Source organism: Clostridium tunisiense TJ (assembly GCF_000300195.1).
Taxonomy (GTDB): Bacteria; Bacillota; Clostridia; order Clostridiales; family Clostridiaceae; genus Clostridium_J; species Clostridium_J tunisiense.
In genome coordinates this window covers 422,542-442,656 of record NZ_AMQH01000006.1, presented here as the reverse complement: position 1 = coordinate 442,656, position 20,115 = coordinate 422,542, and the positions used below count along the sequence as shown (strand labels likewise).

General features: G+C 31.8%; 17 protein-coding genes and 1 other annotated feature. Of the genes, 15 read left to right on the top strand and 2 right to left on the bottom strand.

What is annotated here, in order from left to right:
- Positions 1–134 precede the first annotated feature (134 nt).
- Positions 135–830 (bottom strand): DUF6873 family GME fold protein, encoded by a 696-nt coding sequence (locus C661_RS0107505; RefSeq protein ID WP_017414709.1) that lies wholly within the window; start codon positions 828–830, stop codon positions 135–137.
- Between the two features lie 309 nt (positions 831–1,139).
- Here C661_RS0107505 and ytxC point away from each other — a divergent pair, with 309 nt between their 5' ends.
- The 11 genes from ytxC to C661_RS0107450 all read left to right on the top strand — a co-directional run bounded on the left by ytxC (position 1,140) and on the right by C661_RS0107450 (position 12,865).
- Positions 1,140–2,039 carry a putative sporulation protein YtxC gene (ytxC, locus tag C661_RS0107500; RefSeq protein WP_017414708.1) on the top strand — a complete coding sequence of 300 codons (900 nt, stop codon included), beginning with the start codon at positions 1,140–1,142 and terminating at the stop codon, positions 2,037–2,039.
- A 212-nt stretch (positions 2,040–2,251) separates the two neighbouring features.
- A complete protein-coding gene (infC, locus tag C661_RS0107495) occupies positions 2,252–2,779 on the top strand; it encodes a translation initiation factor IF-3 (RefSeq protein ID WP_026050981.1) in 528 nt (175 codons plus the stop codon).
- A gap of 19 nt (positions 2,780–2,798) precedes the next feature.
- Positions 2,799–2,996 (top strand): 50S ribosomal protein L35, encoded by a 198-nt coding sequence (gene rpmI / locus C661_RS0107490; RefSeq protein ID WP_017414706.1) that lies wholly within the window; start codon positions 2,799–2,801, stop codon positions 2,994–2,996.
- A gap of 27 nt (positions 2,997–3,023) precedes the next feature.
- Positions 3,024–3,383 (top strand): 50S ribosomal protein L20, encoded by a 360-nt coding sequence (gene rplT / locus C661_RS0107485; protein WP_017414705.1) that lies wholly within the window; start codon positions 3,024–3,026, stop codon positions 3,381–3,383.
- A gap of 293 nt (positions 3,384–3,676) precedes the next feature.
- The gene (locus C661_RS0107480; RefSeq protein ID WP_017414704.1) at positions 3,677–5,044 is read left to right on the top strand and encodes a TrkH family potassium uptake protein; all 1,368 of its coding nucleotides are present in this window, start codon (positions 3,677–3,679) and stop codon (positions 5,042–5,044) included.
- Positions 5,045–5,061: 17 nt separating this feature from the next.
- Entirely contained in the window at positions 5,062–5,721 is a 660-nt protein-coding gene (locus C661_RS0107475) for a potassium channel family protein (protein WP_017414703.1), read from the top strand.
- A 12-nt stretch (positions 5,722–5,733) separates the two neighbouring features.
- Positions 5,734–6,522: a TrmH family RNA methyltransferase gene (locus C661_RS0107470; protein WP_017414702.1), complete on the top strand. Its 789-nt coding sequence runs from the start codon at positions 5,734–5,736 to the stop codon at positions 6,520–6,522.
- A gap of 194 nt (positions 6,523–6,716) precedes the next feature.
- Positions 6,717–6,933: a binding site (T-box leader), on the top strand.
- A gap of 329 nt (positions 6,934–7,262) precedes the next feature.
- Positions 7,263–8,282, top strand: a complete 1,020-nt coding sequence (gene pheS, locus C661_RS0107465; protein WP_017414701.1) for a phenylalanine--tRNA ligase subunit alpha — start codon at positions 7,263–7,265, stop codon at positions 8,280–8,282.
- A 159-nt stretch (positions 8,283–8,441) separates the two neighbouring features.
- Positions 8,442–10,826, top strand: a complete 2,385-nt coding sequence (pheT, locus tag C661_RS0107460) for a phenylalanine--tRNA ligase subunit beta (protein ID WP_017414700.1) — start codon at positions 8,442–8,444, stop codon at positions 10,824–10,826.
- A gap of 308 nt (positions 10,827–11,134) precedes the next feature.
- Positions 11,135–11,761: a cell division protein ZapA gene (locus C661_RS21465; RefSeq protein WP_017414699.1), complete on the top strand. Its 627-nt coding sequence runs from the start codon at positions 11,135–11,137 to the stop codon at positions 11,759–11,761.
- Between the two features lie 117 nt (positions 11,762–11,878).
- Positions 11,879–12,865 (top strand): glycosyltransferase family 4 protein, encoded by a 987-nt coding sequence (locus C661_RS0107450; RefSeq protein WP_017414698.1) that lies wholly within the window; start codon positions 11,879–11,881, stop codon positions 12,863–12,865.
- Positions 12,866–13,101: 236 nt separating this feature from the next.
- Here C661_RS0107450 and C661_RS0107445 read toward each other — a convergent pair whose 3' ends face one another.
- Positions 13,102–13,296 carry a DUF4177 domain-containing protein gene (locus C661_RS0107445; protein ID WP_017414697.1) on the bottom strand — a complete coding sequence of 65 codons (195 nt, stop codon included), beginning with the start codon at positions 13,294–13,296 and terminating at the stop codon, positions 13,102–13,104.
- A 332-nt stretch (positions 13,297–13,628) separates the two neighbouring features.
- Here C661_RS0107445 and C661_RS0107440 point away from each other — a divergent pair, with 332 nt between their 5' ends.
- From C661_RS0107440 to C661_RS0107425, 4 genes are all read left to right on the top strand, one after another.
- On the top strand, positions 13,629–16,004 hold the full coding sequence (locus C661_RS0107440) for a U32 family peptidase (protein WP_017414696.1): 2,376 nt from the start codon (positions 13,629–13,631) through the stop codon (positions 16,002–16,004).
- Between the two features lie 17 nt (positions 16,005–16,021).
- On the top strand, positions 16,022–18,388 hold the full coding sequence (locus C661_RS0107435) for an endonuclease MutS2 (RefSeq protein ID WP_017414695.1): 2,367 nt from the start codon (positions 16,022–16,024) through the stop codon (positions 18,386–18,388).
- A gap of 21 nt (positions 18,389–18,409) precedes the next feature.
- Positions 18,410–18,883 carry a 2-thiouracil desulfurase family protein gene (locus C661_RS0107430; RefSeq protein ID WP_017414694.1) on the top strand — a complete coding sequence of 158 codons (474 nt, stop codon included), beginning with the start codon at positions 18,410–18,412 and terminating at the stop codon, positions 18,881–18,883.
- Positions 18,884–18,980: 97 nt separating this feature from the next.
- The gene (locus C661_RS0107425; RefSeq protein WP_017414693.1) at positions 18,981–20,000 is read left to right on the top strand and encodes an alpha-hydroxy-acid oxidizing protein; all 1,020 of its coding nucleotides are present in this window, start codon (positions 18,981–18,983) and stop codon (positions 19,998–20,000) included.
- Positions 20,001–20,115: the final 115 nt, after the last annotated feature.

Below are 20,115 nucleotides of genomic sequence, written 5' to 3'. Positions count from 1 at the left end.
TTTTGTTTTTTGTAGTTTTTAATACAGTGATTCTCACATGATAAGTTGTTAAAAAATTATAATAAGTAGCACTAAATTCTATATTATAAAGAAAACCTTGCTAAAAGAGACTGATCATCTTTTGGCAAGGTTTTTTATAGGAAAAATATACTACCTCTATCTACTAAGGGGCTATCACTTAGATAAAAAGGCTTCACTTTATGCTTATGCAAAAAATCTAATACTAAACTTCCGTATTTATATTTCTCCAAGGTTCCGTAAAAAACTATAGTATCCTTTAACTTTCCACAGGTTCCGCCTATGAAACCATAATTAAGGCCTGGAAGAAGTATATCACCAGGGGGCAATAAAAGAACGTCAATAGGTTCTTTTTCAAGGGCTTTAGCTATGGATAAGTCAGAAGTTATAATAGCATTATCATTTATTATTGCAGTAGAGCATTTGGTATAGCCTTGTTTTACAGTTATAAGTTTTTTTGAGGAAAAATTAGCTAAAAGAGTTTTATCAGTAAAATTCAAGTTGTGAATAAAATAGTCCTTTAAGCTAACGGCATTTAAACATATATCATAAGGATAACTCTTACCTAAAGAGTTAACAGTGTATTCAATGTCTAAATTTATTTTTTTTAATAGTTGTATAAAACTTTCATCAATATCCTTATGAACAAGGATCTTATTATCATTAAGCAAATGTATAAGAATATCTGGATGACCACAAATAGCTGGATATAGCAAAGCTGAAGGAGGGCAAATTATCACAGTGCAACCTAAGGTTTCTAAGCTATGTTTTTCTTGGCGAGAAATTCTATAATCTACAAAGGCATATTTCAATAATTTCACTTCCTTCAGTAATTTTTGCTTCCTTAAGTAATTAATCTAAGTGTATTTTGCGCAAAGTTACCATTATTATCATAAAAAATAATTTTCTACAAATTGCTCCACATATTATTATGGCACTGTCGACAATTGTTTTCAATATAATGAATATACATTTTATTAAAACACATAATAAAATATAAAATAGGTTAAATCATATATTAAAAAATGTTTAAGTAACATTCTTAAAGTTAAATTTGATTATAGCTTGAAAGAAGTTCAAAGGATAAAATCCACTAAGGTGGGTAAAAAGGGGTGAACTACATGCTACTATTGGAATTAATAGATAATAGTAATAGAGATTATATGGTAGAAGATATTAAGGATATGATAACATATTTTAACAAGAAGAATGTAACCTTAGATATGTCAGCAAGTTTTGAACAGGGAAAACAGTTAATAAAGATACAGTGTGATGATAAAAAATATGATAATAAGATAATAAAGTTAATAAATTTACATGTGGGGAATGTGCTATATAAGGTAATAATAGATGAATTCTATAAGAATAACATAGGGAAATTATTAACACAGAGCTTTCCTTTTTTGAAATTTGATGATATAAAAGCCTTAAAGGAAATGGTTTATAGGGCCTTAAGGGATGAAGATGAAAAAGTAGATGAGACAGTAATATATTTTATGAATAGGAAGAACAATGTTATTGAAAAGATTGTGCAGTGCTTGGAAGAAAATAATGAAGTGAATGTGCAAGGTTTATTAACTTTTCGAATGAAAGATTTTAAAGAAGACTTAGAAAGTATCGTTGAAAAAGTGGTAGAAAAATACATGGTTGAAAAGGAGTATAACGAATTTATCAAATTATTAAAGTACTTTGTTGAGGTTCAGGAGAGTAAGCTTCAGGAAGTTCATATAATGATAGATGAAAAAGGAGACTATATTGTTAAGGATGAATTTGGCAATGATATATTAAATAATATAATTGACGAATTGTATGAAACAAAGTATACTGCTAAGGTAACTTCAGAAGATTTGATAATAAGTGGTCTTATAACAACAGCGCCACAAAGAGTTATCATACACTCAGTTCATAACTGTATTAACAAAGAACTAATTGAAACTATAAAAAATGTATTTGAGAATAGGGTGAGTTACTGTAATGATTGCAAACAGTGCGAAGCCTTAAGAAGTAAAGCTAAGATTTAGATTAAAGCACTGTTGACATTGGAGTAATATAGTAGTATAATTACCTTTGTTGAGAAAAAATTAAACATAATATTGAATGATTTAAGTAGGAACTGCCGTTTCTCACCTTACAGTTATGCTAGTAAGGTTAAGGATGAATTTGTTAAAAAGTAACAATTGGACGGCGTTTGTCGTCCTTTTTATTTTATATATTTTTCTAAATACACCTGGAGGTGAATGTTATTAGCAAAAATAAAGACTTCATGATGAATGAAGAAATAAGAGAAAAAGAGATTAGAGTTATCGGTGCTGATGGAGAACCACTTGGAATTCTTCCAACAAAAGAAGCACTTAAGATGGCAGAAGAAAAAGAGCTTGATTTAGTTGCAATATCACCAAATGCAGCTCCACCAGTTTGCAAAATAATGGATTTTGGAAAATTCATTTATGAGCAACAGAAGAAGGATAAGGAAGCTAAGAAAAAGCAAAAGGTTATTACAATTAAAGAAATTAGATTGAGTGCTACAATTGAAGAGCATGATATTGAAATTAAAGCGAATAATGCAAAGAAATTTTTAACAGATGGAGACAAAGTTAAAATTACTGTGAGATTTAGAGGAAGAGAAATTGAAAACTCACATGTGGGACGTAAGATATTAGATCTTTTTGTTGAAAAAATTGGCGATATTTTCATAGTAGAAAAGCCAGCAAGACAAGAAGGTAGAAATATGATAATGATATTAGCTCCAAAAAGAGCATAACTGAGAGGAGGACTTTATTATGCCAAAAATGAAAACTCATAGAGGTGCAGCTAAAAGATTCAAGAAGACAGGAACAGGTAAGTTAAAAAGAGCGAAAGCTTTCAAACGCCATATATTAACTAAGAAAAGCTCAAAAACTAAGAGAAACCTTAGAAAAACAGGATATGTTTCAGCTTCTCAAGAAAAAGTAATGAAAAAATTACTACCATACTTATAATAGGAATTGTCTAGGAGGTAATGATAAATGGCAAGAGTAAAGAGAGCAATCAACGCTCGTAAAAAACATAAAAAAATATTAAAACTTGCAAAAGGATACTACGGTGGAAAAAGCAAGTTATTTAAAACTGCTAATGAGTCAGTTATAAGAGCACTAAGAAATGCTTATGTTGGAAGAAAATTAAAAAAGAGAGACTTCAGAAAACTATGGATAGCTAGAATTAATGCTGGTACTAGACTAAACGGTCTTTCATACTCAAGATTCATGAATGGAATGAAACTTGCTGGAATAGATATCAACAGAAAAATGCTTTCTGAAATAGCTATAAATGATCCAAAAGCATTTGCTGAATTAGTTGAAGTAGCTAAGAAGCAATTACAAGCTTAATATATAATAAAATAATTAGTTATATATACATAAAATGTAGCCTTTGGCTGCATTTTTGCTTTATATAATTTTTTTTTGGAAATACTAATTTTACAATAGGAAAAAAGGCTTAATTAAACTAGTAAATACTAGTTCAATTTAGAAAGTTAAGTAAACAAATTTTAAAATAGATTTACATACATTATAAGTATTGTTAAGTTTGTTAAATTTAATAAAGCCTATGTACAATTGTAAATAACAGGTATATATTAGTTATATACTTTAGACATTAGGAATGATTAGAGGTGTTTTCTTTGGAAATTAAACTAAAAGATAGTCTAAGAAAGTTTAAATTTACTCCTGTTCAGATAGTGGTAATTGGATTTGCCTTAACAATTTTAATTGGAGCAACTATACTAACTTTACCAATATCTGCTGTAAGTGGGGAGTTTACACCCTTTATAGATTGTCTTTTTACTGCTACATCAGCGGTTTGTGTAACAGGATTAGTAACTGTAGATACAGGAACGCATTGGACTTATTTTGGAAAAACAGTAATCATGATGCTAATACAAATTGGGGGATTAGGATTTATGTCCTTTGCCACTTTAGTTTCATTAATTATTGGTAAAAAAATTACATTAAGAGAAAGATTAGTAATGCAGGAATCCCTTAATTTAAATTCCTTGCAAGGTGTGGTTAAACTAGTAAAATATATCTTGGCCTTTACATTTTCTGTAGAGTTAGCAGGTGCTATTTTATTCTCAACCCAATTTATACCTGATTTTGGAATTGCAAAAGGAATATATTATAGTATATTTCATGCGGTTTCATTTTTCTGCAATGCAGGTTTTGATGTAATGGGAGAATTTAAAAGTTTAACTGAGTATTATAACAACTCAGTTGTAATATTAACTACCTCTTCTTTAATTGCAATTGGAGGGCTAGGATTCATTGTTTGGGATGAAATATACCATTATAAAAAGATAAAAAGGTTTTCGCTTCATTCAAAGGTAGTAATATCAATGACAGCTATCTTAATTGTGTCTGGGGCTGTATTATTTTTTATATTTGAATATAGCAATCCTGGAACTATGCAGCCTATGAGTTTGAAAGGAAAAGTGTTATCCTCAATTTTGGCTTCTATAACCCCAAGAACTGCAGGGGTTAACTCGATAAACCTTTCGTCCATGACTTCAGCATCAATTCTTTTAACTATTATACTCATGTTCATAGGTGGTTCACCAGGGTCTACAGCCGGAGGAATTAAGACCTCTACCTTTGGTATTTTATTAATGACAGTGGTATCGGTTATAAGAGGAAGAGAAGATACAGAATACTTTAAAAGAAGAGTAAGCAAAGATATAGTTTATAAGGCACTTGCTGTAACTATTATAGGATTAGGTATTGTATTTGCCGTAACAATGATATTGTCCTTTACAGAAAGAGGAAGTGGCATGCCTTTTGAGTATTACTTATATGAAGCTACTTCAGGGTTTGGTACCGTAGGGTTGAGTTTAGGGCTAACCCAAAAACTTACTACCTTTGGAAAGGTAATAGTTGCATTAACCATGTATGCAGGTAGAGTTGGTCCGCTAACTATAGCAGTAGCTATGACCATACGAAAACATGATAGGGGAAATTCTATTAGATACCCTGAAGATAAAATTTTAGTTGGATAGAAGAGAAGGTGTTAACAGTGAGGAAAAAACAATTTATAGTTATTGGATTAGGAAGATTTGGGACTTCCGTGGCGGAAACCCTATATGGGTTAGGAAATGATGTTCTTGCTGTGGATTCAGATGAAGAAATAGTTCAGAATATATCAGAAAGAGTTACACATGCAGTTCAATTAGATGCAAATGATGAAAATAGCCTAAGAGCACTAGGGATTAGTAACTTTGATGTGGCAATTATAAGTATTGGTTCCGATATTCAAGCAAGTATTTTAGCTACATTGTTAGTAAAGGAAATGGGTGTTAAGCATATAATTACTAAAGCAAATGATGCATTACATGCAAAGGTGCTTTATAAAATAGGTGCTAATAGAGTTATATTCCCTGAAAGAGACATGGGAGTAAGAGTTGCACATAATCTATGTTCTTCAAATATACTGGATTATATAGAGCTTTCACCAGATTTTAGTATTGCTGAAATTGCTGCTCCAAGTGACTGGGAAAACCGCAGCTTAATAGAGTTGAATCTTAGAGCTACCTATGGCATAAATGTAGTGGCGATAAAAAGAAGCAATGAAATAGATGTTTCTCCATCACCAGATGAAGTTGTGCTGTCAGGAGACATTATAGTAGCAATTGGTGGTACTCAGGAATTAAACAATATAGAAACTCTAGTTAGATAAGGAGAGGTTATTTTGCAACTAATAACTAGCAAAGATAATAATCTCATTAAAGAAACTAAAAAGTTAAAGGAAAAAAAGTACAGAAATGAAAAGGGATTATTTATAATAGAAGGGTTTAGATTCTTAGAGGAAGCGTTAAAATCCTCCTTTTCAATTGAAAGTATATTTATAAGTGAAAATTCATTGTCAAAGTTTGAAGAGTACTTCATAGATATCCACATTAAGAAAGAAACAAAGCTAATTCAAGTTACTGAAGGAATTTTTAAAACTATAAGTTGTACAGATAACCCTCAGGGAGTTTTAGCTTTAGTAAAAATGGATTCTAAAAAAGTTCATAAAGATAAAGGAACTTATGTTTTAGTAGATAAAATTCAAGATCCTGGAAACTTGGGAACGATTATAAGAACCGCTCATGCGGCAGAGTGTAGTGGGGTGATCCTAACAAAGGGTACTGTGGATTTGTATAATGAAAAAACCCTAAGATCTACCATGGGGTCAATTTTTAACATTACAATCATAGAAGATTTGGATTTATCCTTTACAAAGGGACTAAAAGATAATGGATACAAATTAGTATGTAGCTCCCTAGATACAGAGTATAACTTTTATGACATTGATTTTAATGAAAACTTAATTATTTCTGTTGGAAATGAAGGTAATGGAATAAGTGAGGAACTCTATAATATCAGTGATATAAAAGTTAAAATACCAATGCCTGGTGGAGCGGAATCCCTAAATGCAGCAGTGGCAGCTTCAATAATGATATATGAAGGAGTAAGGCAAAAATCCATAAATAGTTAATTAAATTGATGATTATAAATAACTTGATATTTATGAGTAAAATATGTATAATATAGAGAAACAATTATGAAGTTTAAAAGCTTTTAAACTTTTAACTGTAGGAGCTAAATTAAGCTTATTGCTTACATAACAATTTAAGTTGTTTTTCTAAGTTTTTAAAGTTTAGGGTAGAAGCCTATGAAACATTATAAATAAATTAAACTATGATAGAGAGAGTAAGTATGTAGAAGCAATCAGGGAGAGAAGGTCATAGACTGCAAGCCTTCTTTTGGGAATATATACTGAAGTTCACTCTTGAGTTCTAACTATGAAATAGTAGTAGTAGTTGGCGGCTAATGGTCGATAAAAAAGCTAAGTGGGTCTTTGTTTAAAGTCCAATTAGGGTGGTACCGCGGATTTTCCGTCCCTTTTCAGGGGCGGTTTTTATTTTTTTGTAAGTTAACTTGAAGTTGATTTATCTATAAGATTTCTTTAATAGTGGAATTCTAAAGATGATATGTTATTTAGGAGTATTTTGAAAGAGAACTTTTCACATACTCAGTGGTATTTAGTGAAGGTTAAAATTAGAAGTTTTAACTAAAAGTCTATTTATGAAAATAATACACAGCCAGGTACTAAATCATTTATATTTGTTAACAATTTAAGTAAAGTGTCTTCAAAAAATAAATAAGCCAGTATGCTTGTTATTTGTTGCAGATACTTAATACATAAAATAATTATTTATGAAGGGAGAAAAGGAAATGAAAGAGCAATTGGAAGCTATAAAAGTTTCTGCTTTACAAGAATTAAGCAAAGTAAATGAAAAAGCAGAATTAGAAAATATTAGAGTTAAGTATTTAGGTAAAAAGGGAGAACTTACTGCAATATTAAGAGGTATGGGTAAGTTATCTGCTGAGGAAAGACCACTAGTAGGAAAAGTAGCAAATGAGGTTAGGGAAGCTTTAGAGAATGAAATAACTGCTAAAATGGAAGATATGAAAAACAAGGAGAAAGAGGAAAGACTTAAGAGCGAAATTATAGATATTTCTATGCCAGGGAAAAAACAGATTATAGGAAAAAGACATCCTATAGATTTAACTCTTGAAAGAATAAATGATATATTTTTATCTATGGGCTTTTCTATAGAGGAAGGACCAGAGGTAGAGTATGATTACTATAACTTTGAGGCTTTAAATATTCCAAAGGATCACCCAGCAAGAGGAGAACAAGACACTTTTTATATTAATGATAACATGGTGTTAAGAACACAGACTTCTCCAATACAAATTAGAACTATGGAAAATCAAAAGCCACCAATAAAAATGATAGCACCAGGAAAAGTGTACCGTTCAGATGCAGTGGATGCAACTCACTCACCAATATTTTATCAAATTGAAGGCTTAGTTATAGATAAGGGCATTACCTTTGCTGACTTAAAGGGCACTTTAGAAATGTTTACACAAAAAATGTTTGGAGATGAGATGAAAACTAAATTCAGACCACATCATTTTCCATTTACGGAGCCTTCAGCAGAACTTGATGCTACTTGTTTTGTATGCATGGGAGAAGGCTGTAAAGTATGTAAAGGTAGCGGTTGGATAGAACTTTTAGGTTGTGGTATGGTGCATCCTAATGTTTTAAGAAATTGTGGAATAGACCCTGAGGTTTACAGTGGTTTTGCTTTTGGATTTGGCTTAGATAGGATTACAATGTTAAAGTATGGAATAGATGATATAAGACTTTTATACGAAAGTGATATGAGATTCTTAGATCAATTTTAGGCATATGAAAATAAATAATAAGTCAAAGAGGTGAAGGATACTTTGAGCTCACAAGCAAGTTTGTGTTCACAAGCAAGCTTGTGCCGACAAGGACACTGGCTTATTTATTTTTAAAGATGTCTTAATTAAAAAATTACTTAAATTAAAGGAGGAAGAAACATGAAGGTTCCAGTTAAATGGCTTAAAGATTATGTTGATATAAAAGTTTCACCAAAGGAATTAGCAGATGCCCTAACTTTATCAGGGTCAAAGGTTGAGGAGTTAATTACTTCAGGAGATGAAATCTCCAACGTAGTTACAGGGAAAATAACAAAAATTGAAAAGCATCCAGATGCAGATGCTTTAGTAGTATGTCAAGTAGATATTAATAAAGAAGAACCTATTCAAATTGTTACTGCTGCGAAAAATATGAAGGAACAAGATATAATTCCTGTGGCATTACATGGCTCAACCTTACACGGTGGATTAAAAATTAAAAAAGGAAAACTAAGAGGAGTAGTGTCTAATGGTATGTTCTGTTCTGAAGAAGAACTAGGCATAGCAGGAGATGAGCCAGTTCACGGCTTAATGATATTACCACAGGATACTCCAATAGGAAAGGATATTAAAGAAGTTTTAAATCTTCAAAGTGCAGTAATTGATTTTGAAATAACTTCTAATAGACCAGATTGCTTAAGTATAGTGGGTATGGCAAGAGAAACAGCAGCAACTCTAGGTACAACTTATAACATGCCAAACACAACCTTTACTGCTGCTTGTAAAGAAGATGTAACGGCTAACTATAAAGTTGAGATTAAAGATGAATTATGCAGAAGATATATGCTTAAAGGGGTTAAGAATATTAAAATAGCTCCATCACCACAATGGATGCAAGAAAGACTTCTTGAAGCGGATATAAGACCAATAAACAACATAGTGGATATAACTAACTTTGTTATGATAGAGCTTGGTCAGCCAATGCATGCCTTTGATGTAAGAGAAATAACTACTAATACTATTGTAGTTGAAAGAGCTGAAGAGGGAGAAAAATTCACTACTTTAGATGAAGTTGAAAGAACTTTAGATAACAATGTATTAAATATAAAAGATGGAGAGAAAACCATAGGCCTTGCAGGTATAATGGGAGGGCTTAACTCTGAGGTTAAGGAAGATACCACTATGGTAGTTCTTGAGTTTGCTAATTTTGATGGAACTAATATTAGAAATTCTTCTAAAAAATTAGGTTTAAGAACTGAAGCTTCCTCTAAATTTGAAAAGGATTTAGATCCGAACCTAGTAGAAGTAGCTATGGAGAGAACTTGTGCTTTAATAGAGGAACTAGGAGCAGGAGAAGTGATGGAAGGTGTTATAGATGTTTATCCTAACCCTAAAAAGTCACATTTCTTAGAAGTTGACTCAGTTTGGGTAAATAAATTTTTAGGAAGCAATATAGCTAAGGAAGATATGAAAAAATACTTAGATAGTTTAGATTTAAACACAACTATATCTGGGGATATGCTTATTGTAGAATGCCCGACTTTTAGAAGTGATTTAAATATAAAAGAGGATATTGCTGAGGAAATAGCAAGAATTTATGGATATAATAACTTTAAATCAACTCTACCAAGCTGTGACACTACAAAGGGTGGAAAATCCTTAAAGCAAAGCCTTGAAGATAAGGTTGTAAACACTCTTGTAAATAGTGGATTAAATCAATCCATCAGCTATTCTTTTGTAAGTACTAAAATATTTGATAAATTACTATTCCCAGAGGATAGCATGTTAAGAAATGCAGTTGAAATTAGGAATCCCCTAGGGGAAGATTTTAAAATCATGAGAACTACAACCCTAGCATCCATGATGGAATCTCTAGGAAGAAATTATGCAAAGAGTAATGAAGAAGCCATGCTTTTTGAAATTGGTAAGGTTTATATAAAAAATCAAGATGAAAACAAATTACCAGAGGAGAGAAATATAGTAACTTTAGGGATGTATGGTAATTTAGATTATTTAGAGCTTAAAGGAGTTGTGGAAAATATACTACATTCCTTAGGAATAAATAATCCATCCTTTAAAAGAGAAAGTAGTAACCCAAGTTTCCATCCTGGAAAAACTGCAGCTCTTTATGTGGGTAAGGATTACATTGGAGTTTTAGGAGAAATGCACCCAGATGTGGCTAATAACTATGGTATGGATGTAAGATGCTTCATTGCAGAGCTAAACTTAGACTTATTAATGAAGAATTCAAAGATGGGCAGAAAATATAAAGCTCTTCCTAAATTCCCAGCTGTTACTAGAGATATAGCACTTCTTGTAGAAGATGAAGTACTAGTGCAAGATATAGAAGATACTATTAAAAAGCAAGGTGGGGGAATTCTTGAAAGCGTTAAGTTGTTTGACGTTTACAAGGGTAAACAAATCCCAGAAGGTAAAAAGAGTATTGCTTACTCAATAGTGTATAGACATAGTGAAAAAACTTTAACAGATGATGAAGTTACTAAGGTTCATGATAAGATATTAAGAAGTCTTGAGCATAAGCTTGGAGCTGAACTTAGACAAGTGTAAATAGTAATTTATATGGAAAGTTATAAATTCTAATATAAATTGATTTAAGTTAATTTAAAGTGTTACATTAAAACCCTAGAAAAATATAAGATGCAAAATAAAAAAGGCATTTTAGATATTCTAGGGTTTTATTATTATATTTTAAATATAATGATTAAAATTAGGGCATATATGAAAGAAATCTTTAATATTCATTAAAAATTATATAAAAATTGAGTAGTTTTTGGAGATTTTACTATAATAATAGTTCAATAAAAATACTTTCTATGTTAGAATATAGTTAACTATATATTTAAGAGGGTGTTTTTGTGAACATTATTACTGTTAGGATAAATGGAATGGAGTATAATCTTAAAGCAGAAGAAAATGATGCTTATTTACATATGGTAGCTCGTTATGTGGATAAAAAAATATCCACTCTAATGGAAAATAATCCAAAAATAAGTCGCCCAGATGCAACAATTCTTGCTGCATTGAATCTTGGGGATGAGTCTTTCAAGAGCAGAGAAGCCTATGAAAGACTCAATGAGAATTATAAAGCTTTACTTAATGAACAAAAGAATTTCATATCAGAAATAGAGAGATTAAAAGCTGCTTTAGAGGGAATTTCTATGCAGAAGGTGGATCTTGAGTCGAAATTAAGTAATTCAGAAAACTTACAGCAGGATTCTCTTAAGGAAGAATTAAAAAGTATGAATGAACAAATGGATATAATGAAAGCCATAGTTAAAGAAGTTCAAGAAGAAAATCAAAAGTTAAAAGAAGAAAACGAAAGAAATTCAACTTATAATAAAATGTTGTTTTCAGAAAAAAGAAGACTCGGTGATGAAGTTTGTGATAAGAACAGAAAGATAAAAGACCTTCTCAAGGAAGTTCAAGTTAAAAATATCGAAATTTTACAAGAAAAGCATAAAAAAGTTCCCTTCTTAAAATAGATGCATGGAAAAACACCTTAAATGGTGTTTTTCTGTGCATTTTGTTTTGTAATTGTGATAATTAAAAACCAACTGGCATAGTTATATCTTAAAGGTAGATTACTAGGGGGATATGGAATGAAGGTATTACTATGTGCAAGAGGGGATTATCTGAAAAATACTGCAGGAGACACAACTATTCTGCTTAAGATATATAATTACTTAAAGGAGTTAGGAATAAGGGTAGATATAGCCTGCAGTGATGATGATTATGATTATAGCAGTTATGATATTGTCCATTTGTTTGATGTAAAAAGCATTTTTGATTCTTATAAACATTTTAAAGGGGCTAGCAACTATAAAAATAAGCTTGTAGTATCTCCTTTTTATTTCAACATGAGTAAATTTTACACTCATATTGAAGATATGGACAGATTTAAACTGTGGAATAATTGCAAAACATATAGAGAAGAATTGCTAAACAGGAGCAAGCTAATAATATGTAATAGCAATTATGAAAAGGATGCTCTATTAAAGGATTTTGATCTAGGTGATAAGTTTAGGGTTATTCATAATGGAGTTGATTTAGAATATGAAGATATACCACTATATAATTTTAAAGAAAGATACAATCTAGATAAGTATGTGGTTTCTGTTGGAAGAATATGTGCCGCTAAAAATCAGCTCACCCTAAGTAAACTATGCCATGAACTAGGAATAACTTTAGTTTTAATTGGACCAGTTGCTGAAAAAGCTTATTTAAGAAAATGTTTACAGTACTCCAATGTAAAGTATTTAGGTTTTATGGATAGTTACAATGTGTATAATGCTTATAAGTTTGCAAAGGTTCATGTGCTTCCAAGCTTTGCAGAGGTAACCAGTCTTTCTTCCTTAGAGGCAGCAGCCAGTAGCACCAATATTGTAGTGACAGAAGAAGGAGCTTCAAGGGAATACTTTAAGGATATGGGCATATATTGCAATCCTTATGATGAAAACAGCATAAAGGAAGCAATTGTTAAGGGGTATGGAAAAAGAAAGAGCAGTAAATTAAAGGAGCATATAGAGAATAATTTCACTTGGAAAAAGGCTATAGAGGAAATATACAAAAGTTATTTGGAGTTATAATTTTTCAAGAGAATGAGATGTTTGGCAAATAGAACGTAGCTGTGTCAAAACAAATTATTTAGTATATACAAATATTTTAAATATACAATGCAGACTATCTAAAGATTTAATTTTAAAATAAATTTTACTATAAATTATATAAGGGACTTCTCCAAGTGCAGTTAATGCATTATGAGACAGTCCCTTTTTTATTCTAGTCATTTTATTAAAAGCAAAGGAATTTATTATGGGGAAGCTTATTTAGTTCTTTCCATAACAATAGTAGCTTCATTTCCATCTACTGAGGAAAATAAAGCTCCGCCACTTCCTTTAACATTTGGCATGATATTAAATAATCTCCAGCCTTCTTTAGCATAATCATTTAAAGCAACCTCAAGTTCTTCTGGGGTATTTAAATCAAATCTCCATCTGAAAACCTTATATTCATACATTGATAAACCTCTCCTTTAAAATAACCTATATGAAACTTTTCAACAATGCAATATAATTATATACAAATTAATGATAAACTAGAAATATATAGAAGTCAAAAAGAAATTATATTAGGTACTAGAGCAAATAGATGATTAAAAATATAAAACAGAGTATAACCTTAAACAAGTACATTAAATAGAAAAGTTGGTTAAAACTAAAGAAGAAAACCAAATTAAACTATAAGATACTGCCTTATTTGGAAGTTTTACTATAATTTGTACAAATACATTACCTTGTTTTATATTCACAGTATTGTATAATTATAGGTATGGCAATAGGAGAGATGAATATGAATAAAATAGAGTTATTAGCACCAGGCGGAAGCTTGGAGAGCATGTATGCAGCAGTGCAATCAGGTTGTGATGCTATTTACATGGGAGGAACAAAATTTTCAGCAAGAGCTTATGCAAGTAATTTTAGTGATGAAGACTTAATTAGAGCAGTGGATTACTGCCATCTTTATGGAATAAAAGTATACATTGCACTAAATACCTTAATAAAAGAAAATGAAATGAAAGAAGCCTTTGAATATGCAAAATATTTATATACCATTGGTGTAGATGCACTAATAATTCAGGATATGGGGTTATTTACTTTAGTGAAAGCCTCTATGATGGATTTTGAAATACATGCCTCAACTCAGATGACAATTCACAATGGAGAAGGTGCATTGTTTTTAAGAGATTTAGGTTTTCAAAGGATAGTACTTTCAAGAGAATTAAGCCTAAAGGAAATTAAGTACATTTCTACAGATTTAGGTGTGGAAACAGAGGTATTTGTTCATGGAGCTTTATGTATAAGTTATTCAGGACAATGTCTTATGAGTAGTGTTATTGGTGGAAGAAGTGGAAATAGAGGAAGATGTGCTCAGCCTTGCAGATTACCTTATACTGTTATTAATAAGGGAAATGAGGAAACTAGAGAAGGGTATTTACTAAGTCCAAAGGATATGTGCACCATTGATGAAATTAAAGATTTAGTAGAAAGTAATACTTCTTCACTAAAAATTGAAGGAAGAATGAAAAAGCCAGAATATGTGGCTGGAGTAGTATCAAGTTATAGAGAAGCCCTTGAAAGTGTTTATAAAGAAAAGGGCTATGATAGTAGTAGACATAGGGAAGTTCTTACCCAATTATTCAATAGAGAAGGGTTTTCTAAAGCATATCTTCGTGGAAATGTGGGCAAGGATATGATGGCTTACAGCTTCCCTAAAAATACAGGAGTATACCTAGGAAAAGCAAATAAGGACTTATCTATTACCCTATCTAAGGACATTTCTCTTGGAGATGGAATTAGAATTAATCAAGGCGGCTTTAATATAACCTCTATAGTAAAGGGTAAAGAAAAAGTGGAGTTTGCTAAAAAAGGAGACATAGTAAAGCTCAAGCCAGAAAAATATAAACCCAATGATGAGCTTTATGTAACTTCAGATACAAAGCTTATGAAGGAGCTTTCTACAGCCTATGAAAATATATACGAAAAGAAGCTTCCAATAGATATAGAAGTAGAATTTAAGGTTAATGAGCCCTTTAAACTAAAGGCTGAATATGAAGGAGAAACCTTTGAAGTAACTGGTGATATTGTTCAGGTAGCTCAAAAAAGGCCTTTGGATAAGGAAAGTATAATTAAAAACTTAAGCAAACTAGGAGATACACCTTTTAACCTGAATAAAGTGGACTTTAAGGAACTTCAGGAAGGATTCTTACCCGTAGCAGGGATTAACTTAGTTCGTAGAGAATTAATAGATAAAATTATTAACTTCATAACCTTAAGGTATAAGAGAAGTGAAGAAAATATATTAAGGGTAGAGGAGAACTATAGAGGAAAATCCCACAAAGAAATTCCAGACTTATTAATCTGCGTTTCTTCATCAGAGCAATATAACACAGTAATTAACTTTATTGAAGAAGAAAAATTAAATAGTAAATATAATAATATTGCTTTAGCCTTAGATTTATTTTCTATGGGCAATGATATAAAAATTAATGAGCTAAATTATAATAACATTTATATTAAGGTGCCAAATATAATTAAAGAAGAGTTTGAGGGAATTGCAAGGGTAGTGGAAGAAAACTTAAATAATGTTAAGGGAATTGTCACTGCAAATCTTGGAATTATTAATAGATTTAAAGATAGGACTTCAATAATTGGAGACTATAAATTAAATATATTTAATCATAACAGCTATGACTTTTACAGTGGCTATGCGGATATTTCAGCCCTAAGTGTAGAGCTAAATGGAAGAGAACTTAGGGAATTATCAGAAAAAACGAAAAAGCCAATGCAAATTATTCTTTATGGAAAATATGAACTTATGATAAGTGAGTACTGCGTTATTGGCAGCACCTTTGGAGAAAAAAGTAGTAATAAGAGCTGCAGAGCTAATTGCGCAAGAGACATTTTTACTTTAAGGGATAGAATGGGTGAAGAATTCATTTTAAAAACTGATAAGTATTGTAGAAGTCATATTTATAACCATGTGCCTGTAAACTTAGTGCCTCATATGAAGGAACTTAAAAAGAATGGATATAATTTCTTTAGAGTGGACTTTATAGATGAGGATGAAAATAAAATAAAAGAAGTACTAAAGATGATTATGGACGAGAAGTATGAAGGTGACTATAAGGAATACACAAGAGGACATTATAAAAGAGGAGTAGAATAAAGAGAGCAGGTGAAAGAATGAACGAGAAGACCTTAAAGGTATTAGAATACGGAAAAATTAAAGAAAGTATAAAAAAGTACGCCAAAACCTCTGCGGGAAAAGATATTGTTGATAATTTAATGCCTTATAAAAATCTTTATGAAATGAAAGAGCACCTAGAAGAAACTAAGGAGGCTCTAGAAATTTCAAGCTTAAAAGGAGCGCCACCCTTTGATGGAATTCATGATGTAAGAGAAGGAATTTCAAGGGCAGCTAAGGGTTCAGCCTTAATGCCAGGAGAACTTTTAAGGATTGGTTCCATGCTAAGATGTGCAAGATTATTTAAGGATTACATTGCTCACAAGGAAGAGGAGCAAGGCTATAGAGTTCTTGAGGATATTATAATAGGACTTGTACCACTTAAAAAGCTTGAGGATGAAATTTTTAATGCAATTGTAAGTGAAGAAGAAATTTCAGATAGAGCAAGTGCTGCGCTATATAGTATTAGAAGAACTTTAAGAGATAAAAGCTCTTCAGTTAAAGATAAAGTAGGGTCACTAGTTAGAGCTAACTCAAAATATTTACAGGAAAACCTATATACCGTTAGAGGAGATAGATATGTTATTCCTGTTAGAGCAGAATATAAGGATCAAGTACCGGGATTAGTACATGACCAAAGTGGTTCTGGAGCAACCTTATTTATTGAGCCAATGAGCTTAGTTCAACTTAATAATGAAATTAGAGAATTAATGCTTAAGGAAAAGGCAGAAATAGAAAGAATCCTAAGGGAACTTTCATCAAAGGTTACTGCCAATGTAGATATTGTTGAAAACAATGGAAATATAATTTGGGAACTAGACTTTATCTTTGCAAAAGCAAAGTATGCTGGTGAACTTAACTGTATATGCCCTGAGGTTAATGATAAGGGAATCATTGATTTAATTGAGGCAAGGCACCCATTAATAGATCAAAAGGTAGTGGTACCAAGTAACATTTATTTAGGTAGAGAATTTACTTCTCTAGTGATTACGGGACCAAACACTGGAGGAAAAACTGTAACCTTAAAAACCGTTGGACTTATTCACTTAATGGCTATGAGTGGAATTTTAATTCCAGCAAGAGCCGGTTCAGTGGTAAGCTTCTTTGATAAAGTATTTGCAGACATTGGAGATGAGCAAAGCATAGAGCAAAGCCTATCTACCTTCTCTTCTCATATGACTAATATTGTAGGAATTATTGAAGGTGCAGATGAAAATACTCTAGCTCTATTCGATGAGTTAGGTTCAGGAACTGATCCAACAGAGGGAGCAGCCCTTGCGGTGTCTATTCTCGAAAACCTAAGAGGAAGAAGCACAAAAATTGTAGCAACCACTCACTATAGTGAGTTAAAAGGTTATGCACTTAAAACTGTGGGAGTTGAAAATGCTTCTGTGGAATTTAACGTGGAGACCTTAAGACCAACTTATAATCTCTTAATTGGAGTTCCAGGTAAATCTAATGCCTTTGAAATTTCAAGAAGACTAGGGCTACCAGAATATATTATAAGCTCTGCAAGAGAAAATATATCAAGTGAAAGTCTTAAATTTGAAGATTTAATTCAAAGTCTTCAGCAAAAGAGTATTAAAGCAGAAAATGATGCTCGTGCTGCTGAAATATTAAAGAAGGATGCAGAGAAGCTTAAGGAAAGATTTGAAGAGAAATTATATAAGTTTGAGAAAAATAGAGAAAATGCCCTTTATGAGGCTCAAAGGGAAGCAAAACAGCTTATTAAAATTGCTAAAGATGAGGCAGATAATATTCTTAAAAATATTAGAGATCTTGAAAAATTAGGATATTCTTCAGAAGCTAGAAATATGTTAGAAACTGAAAGAAAAAAAATAAAGGATAGGCTTGAAAACATGGAAGATTCCATGAAAAAGTCAGAAGAGTATACAGGAGAACAACTAAAAACAGTTCGAGAGGGAGATGACGTTTATCTTCCATCCTTAAATCAAAATGTAATAGTACTTTCAAAACCTGACAACAAAGGTGAAGTTCAAGTTCAAGCTGGTATAATGAAAATTTCTGTAAAACTTTCTGATTTAAGAAAGTCAAAGGTAAACCAAGAAGATAAGAAAAAAGCTAAAATGCAAAAAAGAGAAGCTAGACTAAATCTTAAAAATGTAGCAACTTCTGTGGATTTAAGAGGTATGGATGCAGAAGAAGCAATTTACACTGTAGATAAGTACTTAGATGAAGTTTATCTTGGTGGACTAAATGAAGTTACCATAATTCACGGAAAAGGAACAGGAGTACTAAAAAGTGCAATTACTGACCTGTTAAGAAGACACCCTCATGTAAAAGGTTCTAGACTAGGAAACTATGGTGAAGGTGGAACAGGAGTTACAGTAGTGCAAATAAAGTAGAGGGATTTTTGAGGTGATAAAGTGATCTTAGTAAGTGGATGTCTTTGTGGTATTAACTGCAAATATGATGGTGGCAATAACTTAAATGAAAAAGTACTTAAGTTGTTACAAGAAGGCAAGGCTATTCCTGTATGCCCAGAACAGCTTGGAGGGCAAGAAACTCCTAGAGTTGCTCATGAAATCATTGAAGGGGATGGAGCTTTAGTATTAGATGGAAAAGCTAGAGTTAAAGGAACCGATGAAAATGATGATGTAACAGGGGAGTTTATAAAAGGAGCCATAGAAACCTTTAAAATTGCAAAGGCTGTAGAGGCAAAAGTTGCTATTTTAAAAGCAAGAAGCCCTTCTTGTGGAAAAGGAATTATTTATGATGGAACCTTCAGTGGTAATAAAAAGCCTGGCAATGGAGTTGCTGCGGAACTCCTCCTAAGAAATGGCATTAAGGTTTATACAGAAGAGGAACTAGAAAAATGCTTTGAGGAAAATAGTTTTTAGTTGTATTTATTTTTACATGCCTTAAGCTACTATAAGTGTTATATAAAATAATTATAAAAAATAGATTAAATTATAACTTATGATGGAGGGATTTTTCATGAATATTAAAGAAGTAAGAAAAGCTGCTAGAGAAAACCTTAACAATAGTTGCAAAGTTTGTCCAGTTTGTAATGGAGTTGCTTGTGCTGGACAAGTGCCTGGAATGGGTGGTAAAGGCTCAGGAGATGCCTTTAAGGTAAATATTGATGCTTTAAATAAATATAAGCTAAACATGAGAGTAATTCATGATGCTAAAAATCCTGATACCTCAATTGAACTATTTGGTAAAAAGCTAGATATTCCAGTGTTTGCAGCACCTGTTTCAGGAACTACTTTAAACATGGGTGGAAAATTTACTGAGGAAGAGTATATATCCTGGGTAATTGATGGATGCTTAAATGCAGGCATATATCCAATGGTAGGGGATACAGCAGTGGACTCCTTCCTGATTACTAATCTTCAAGCTTTAAAGAAAGCTGAGGGACAAGGGATTGTATTTATTAAACCTTGGGAAAATGAAAATGTAATTAAAAAGATAAAAATGGCTGAAGAAGCTGGAGCCTTCGCAGTAGGAATGGACATAGATGCTTGTGGGCTTATAACCCTAGCTCTTCACGGAAAACCAGTAATGCCTAAAACTGTTGAAGACATAAAAGAATTAGTAAAAAGTACTAAACTTCCATTTATCCTTAAAGGAATCATGACAGTAGACGAAGCTCTACTAGCAGTGGAGGCAGGAGTAGATGCTATAGTAGTATCAAATCATGGAGGAAGAGTATTAGATCAAACTCCAGGAGTAGCTGAGGTTTTAGAGGATATTGCTAATGCTGTAAAAGGAAAAGTAACTATCCTAGCAGATGGAGGAGTAAGAACTGGAGTAGATGTACTTAAGTTTATTGCTCTAGGTGCTGACGCAGTACTTATTGGAAGACCTTTCGTTACAGCTTCCTTTGGAGGACAGACTGAAGGAGTTAAGACTTATGTAGAAGAATTAAAGGGAGAACTAAAATCAGCTATGGTTTTAACAGGCTGTAAGGATGTTAAAAATATAGATGGTAGAGTTATATTTAGAAAATAAATAGAATATCAATTAAAAGAGAGTAGGCTTCTTAAAAGAAGATCTACTCTTGATTTTTTGCTTATAGTAAAAAGGGCTACTCTAAAACAAAGTAGGAGATAACACTATTTTTGTA

Bases quoted from the DNA above. Each gene is read 5' to 3' on its own strand.
- C661_RS0107435 (WP_017414695.1), top strand. From the start codon at position 16,022: ATGAACGAGAAGACCTTAAAGGTATTAGAATACGGAAAAATTAAAGAA.
- pheT (WP_017414700.1), top strand. From the start codon at position 8,442: ATGAAGGTTCCAGTTAAATGGCTTAAAGATTATGTTGATATAAAAGTT.
- C661_RS0107440 (WP_017414696.1), top strand. From the start codon at position 13,629: ATGAATAAAATAGAGTTATTAGCACCAGGCGGAAGCTTGGAGAGCATG.
- rpmI (WP_017414706.1), top strand. From the start codon at position 2,799: ATGCCAAAAATGAAAACTCATAGAGGTGCAGCTAAAAGATTCAAGAAG.
- C661_RS0107445 (WP_017414697.1), bottom strand. From the start codon at position 13,296: ATGTATGAATATAAGGTTTTCAGATGGAGATTTGATTTAAATACCCCA.
- pheS (WP_017414701.1), top strand. From the start codon at position 7,263: ATGAAAGAGCAATTGGAAGCTATAAAAGTTTCTGCTTTACAAGAATTA.
- C661_RS0107450 (WP_017414698.1), top strand. From the start codon at position 11,879: ATGAAGGTATTACTATGTGCAAGAGGGGATTATCTGAAAAATACTGCA.
- rplT (WP_017414705.1), top strand. From the start codon at position 3,024: ATGGCAAGAGTAAAGAGAGCAATCAACGCTCGTAAAAAACATAAAAAA.
- ytxC (WP_017414708.1), top strand. From the start codon at position 1,140: ATGCTACTATTGGAATTAATAGATAATAGTAATAGAGATTATATGGTA.
- C661_RS0107425 (WP_017414693.1), top strand. From the start codon at position 18,981: ATGAATATTAAAGAAGTAAGAAAAGCTGCTAGAGAAAACCTTAACAAT.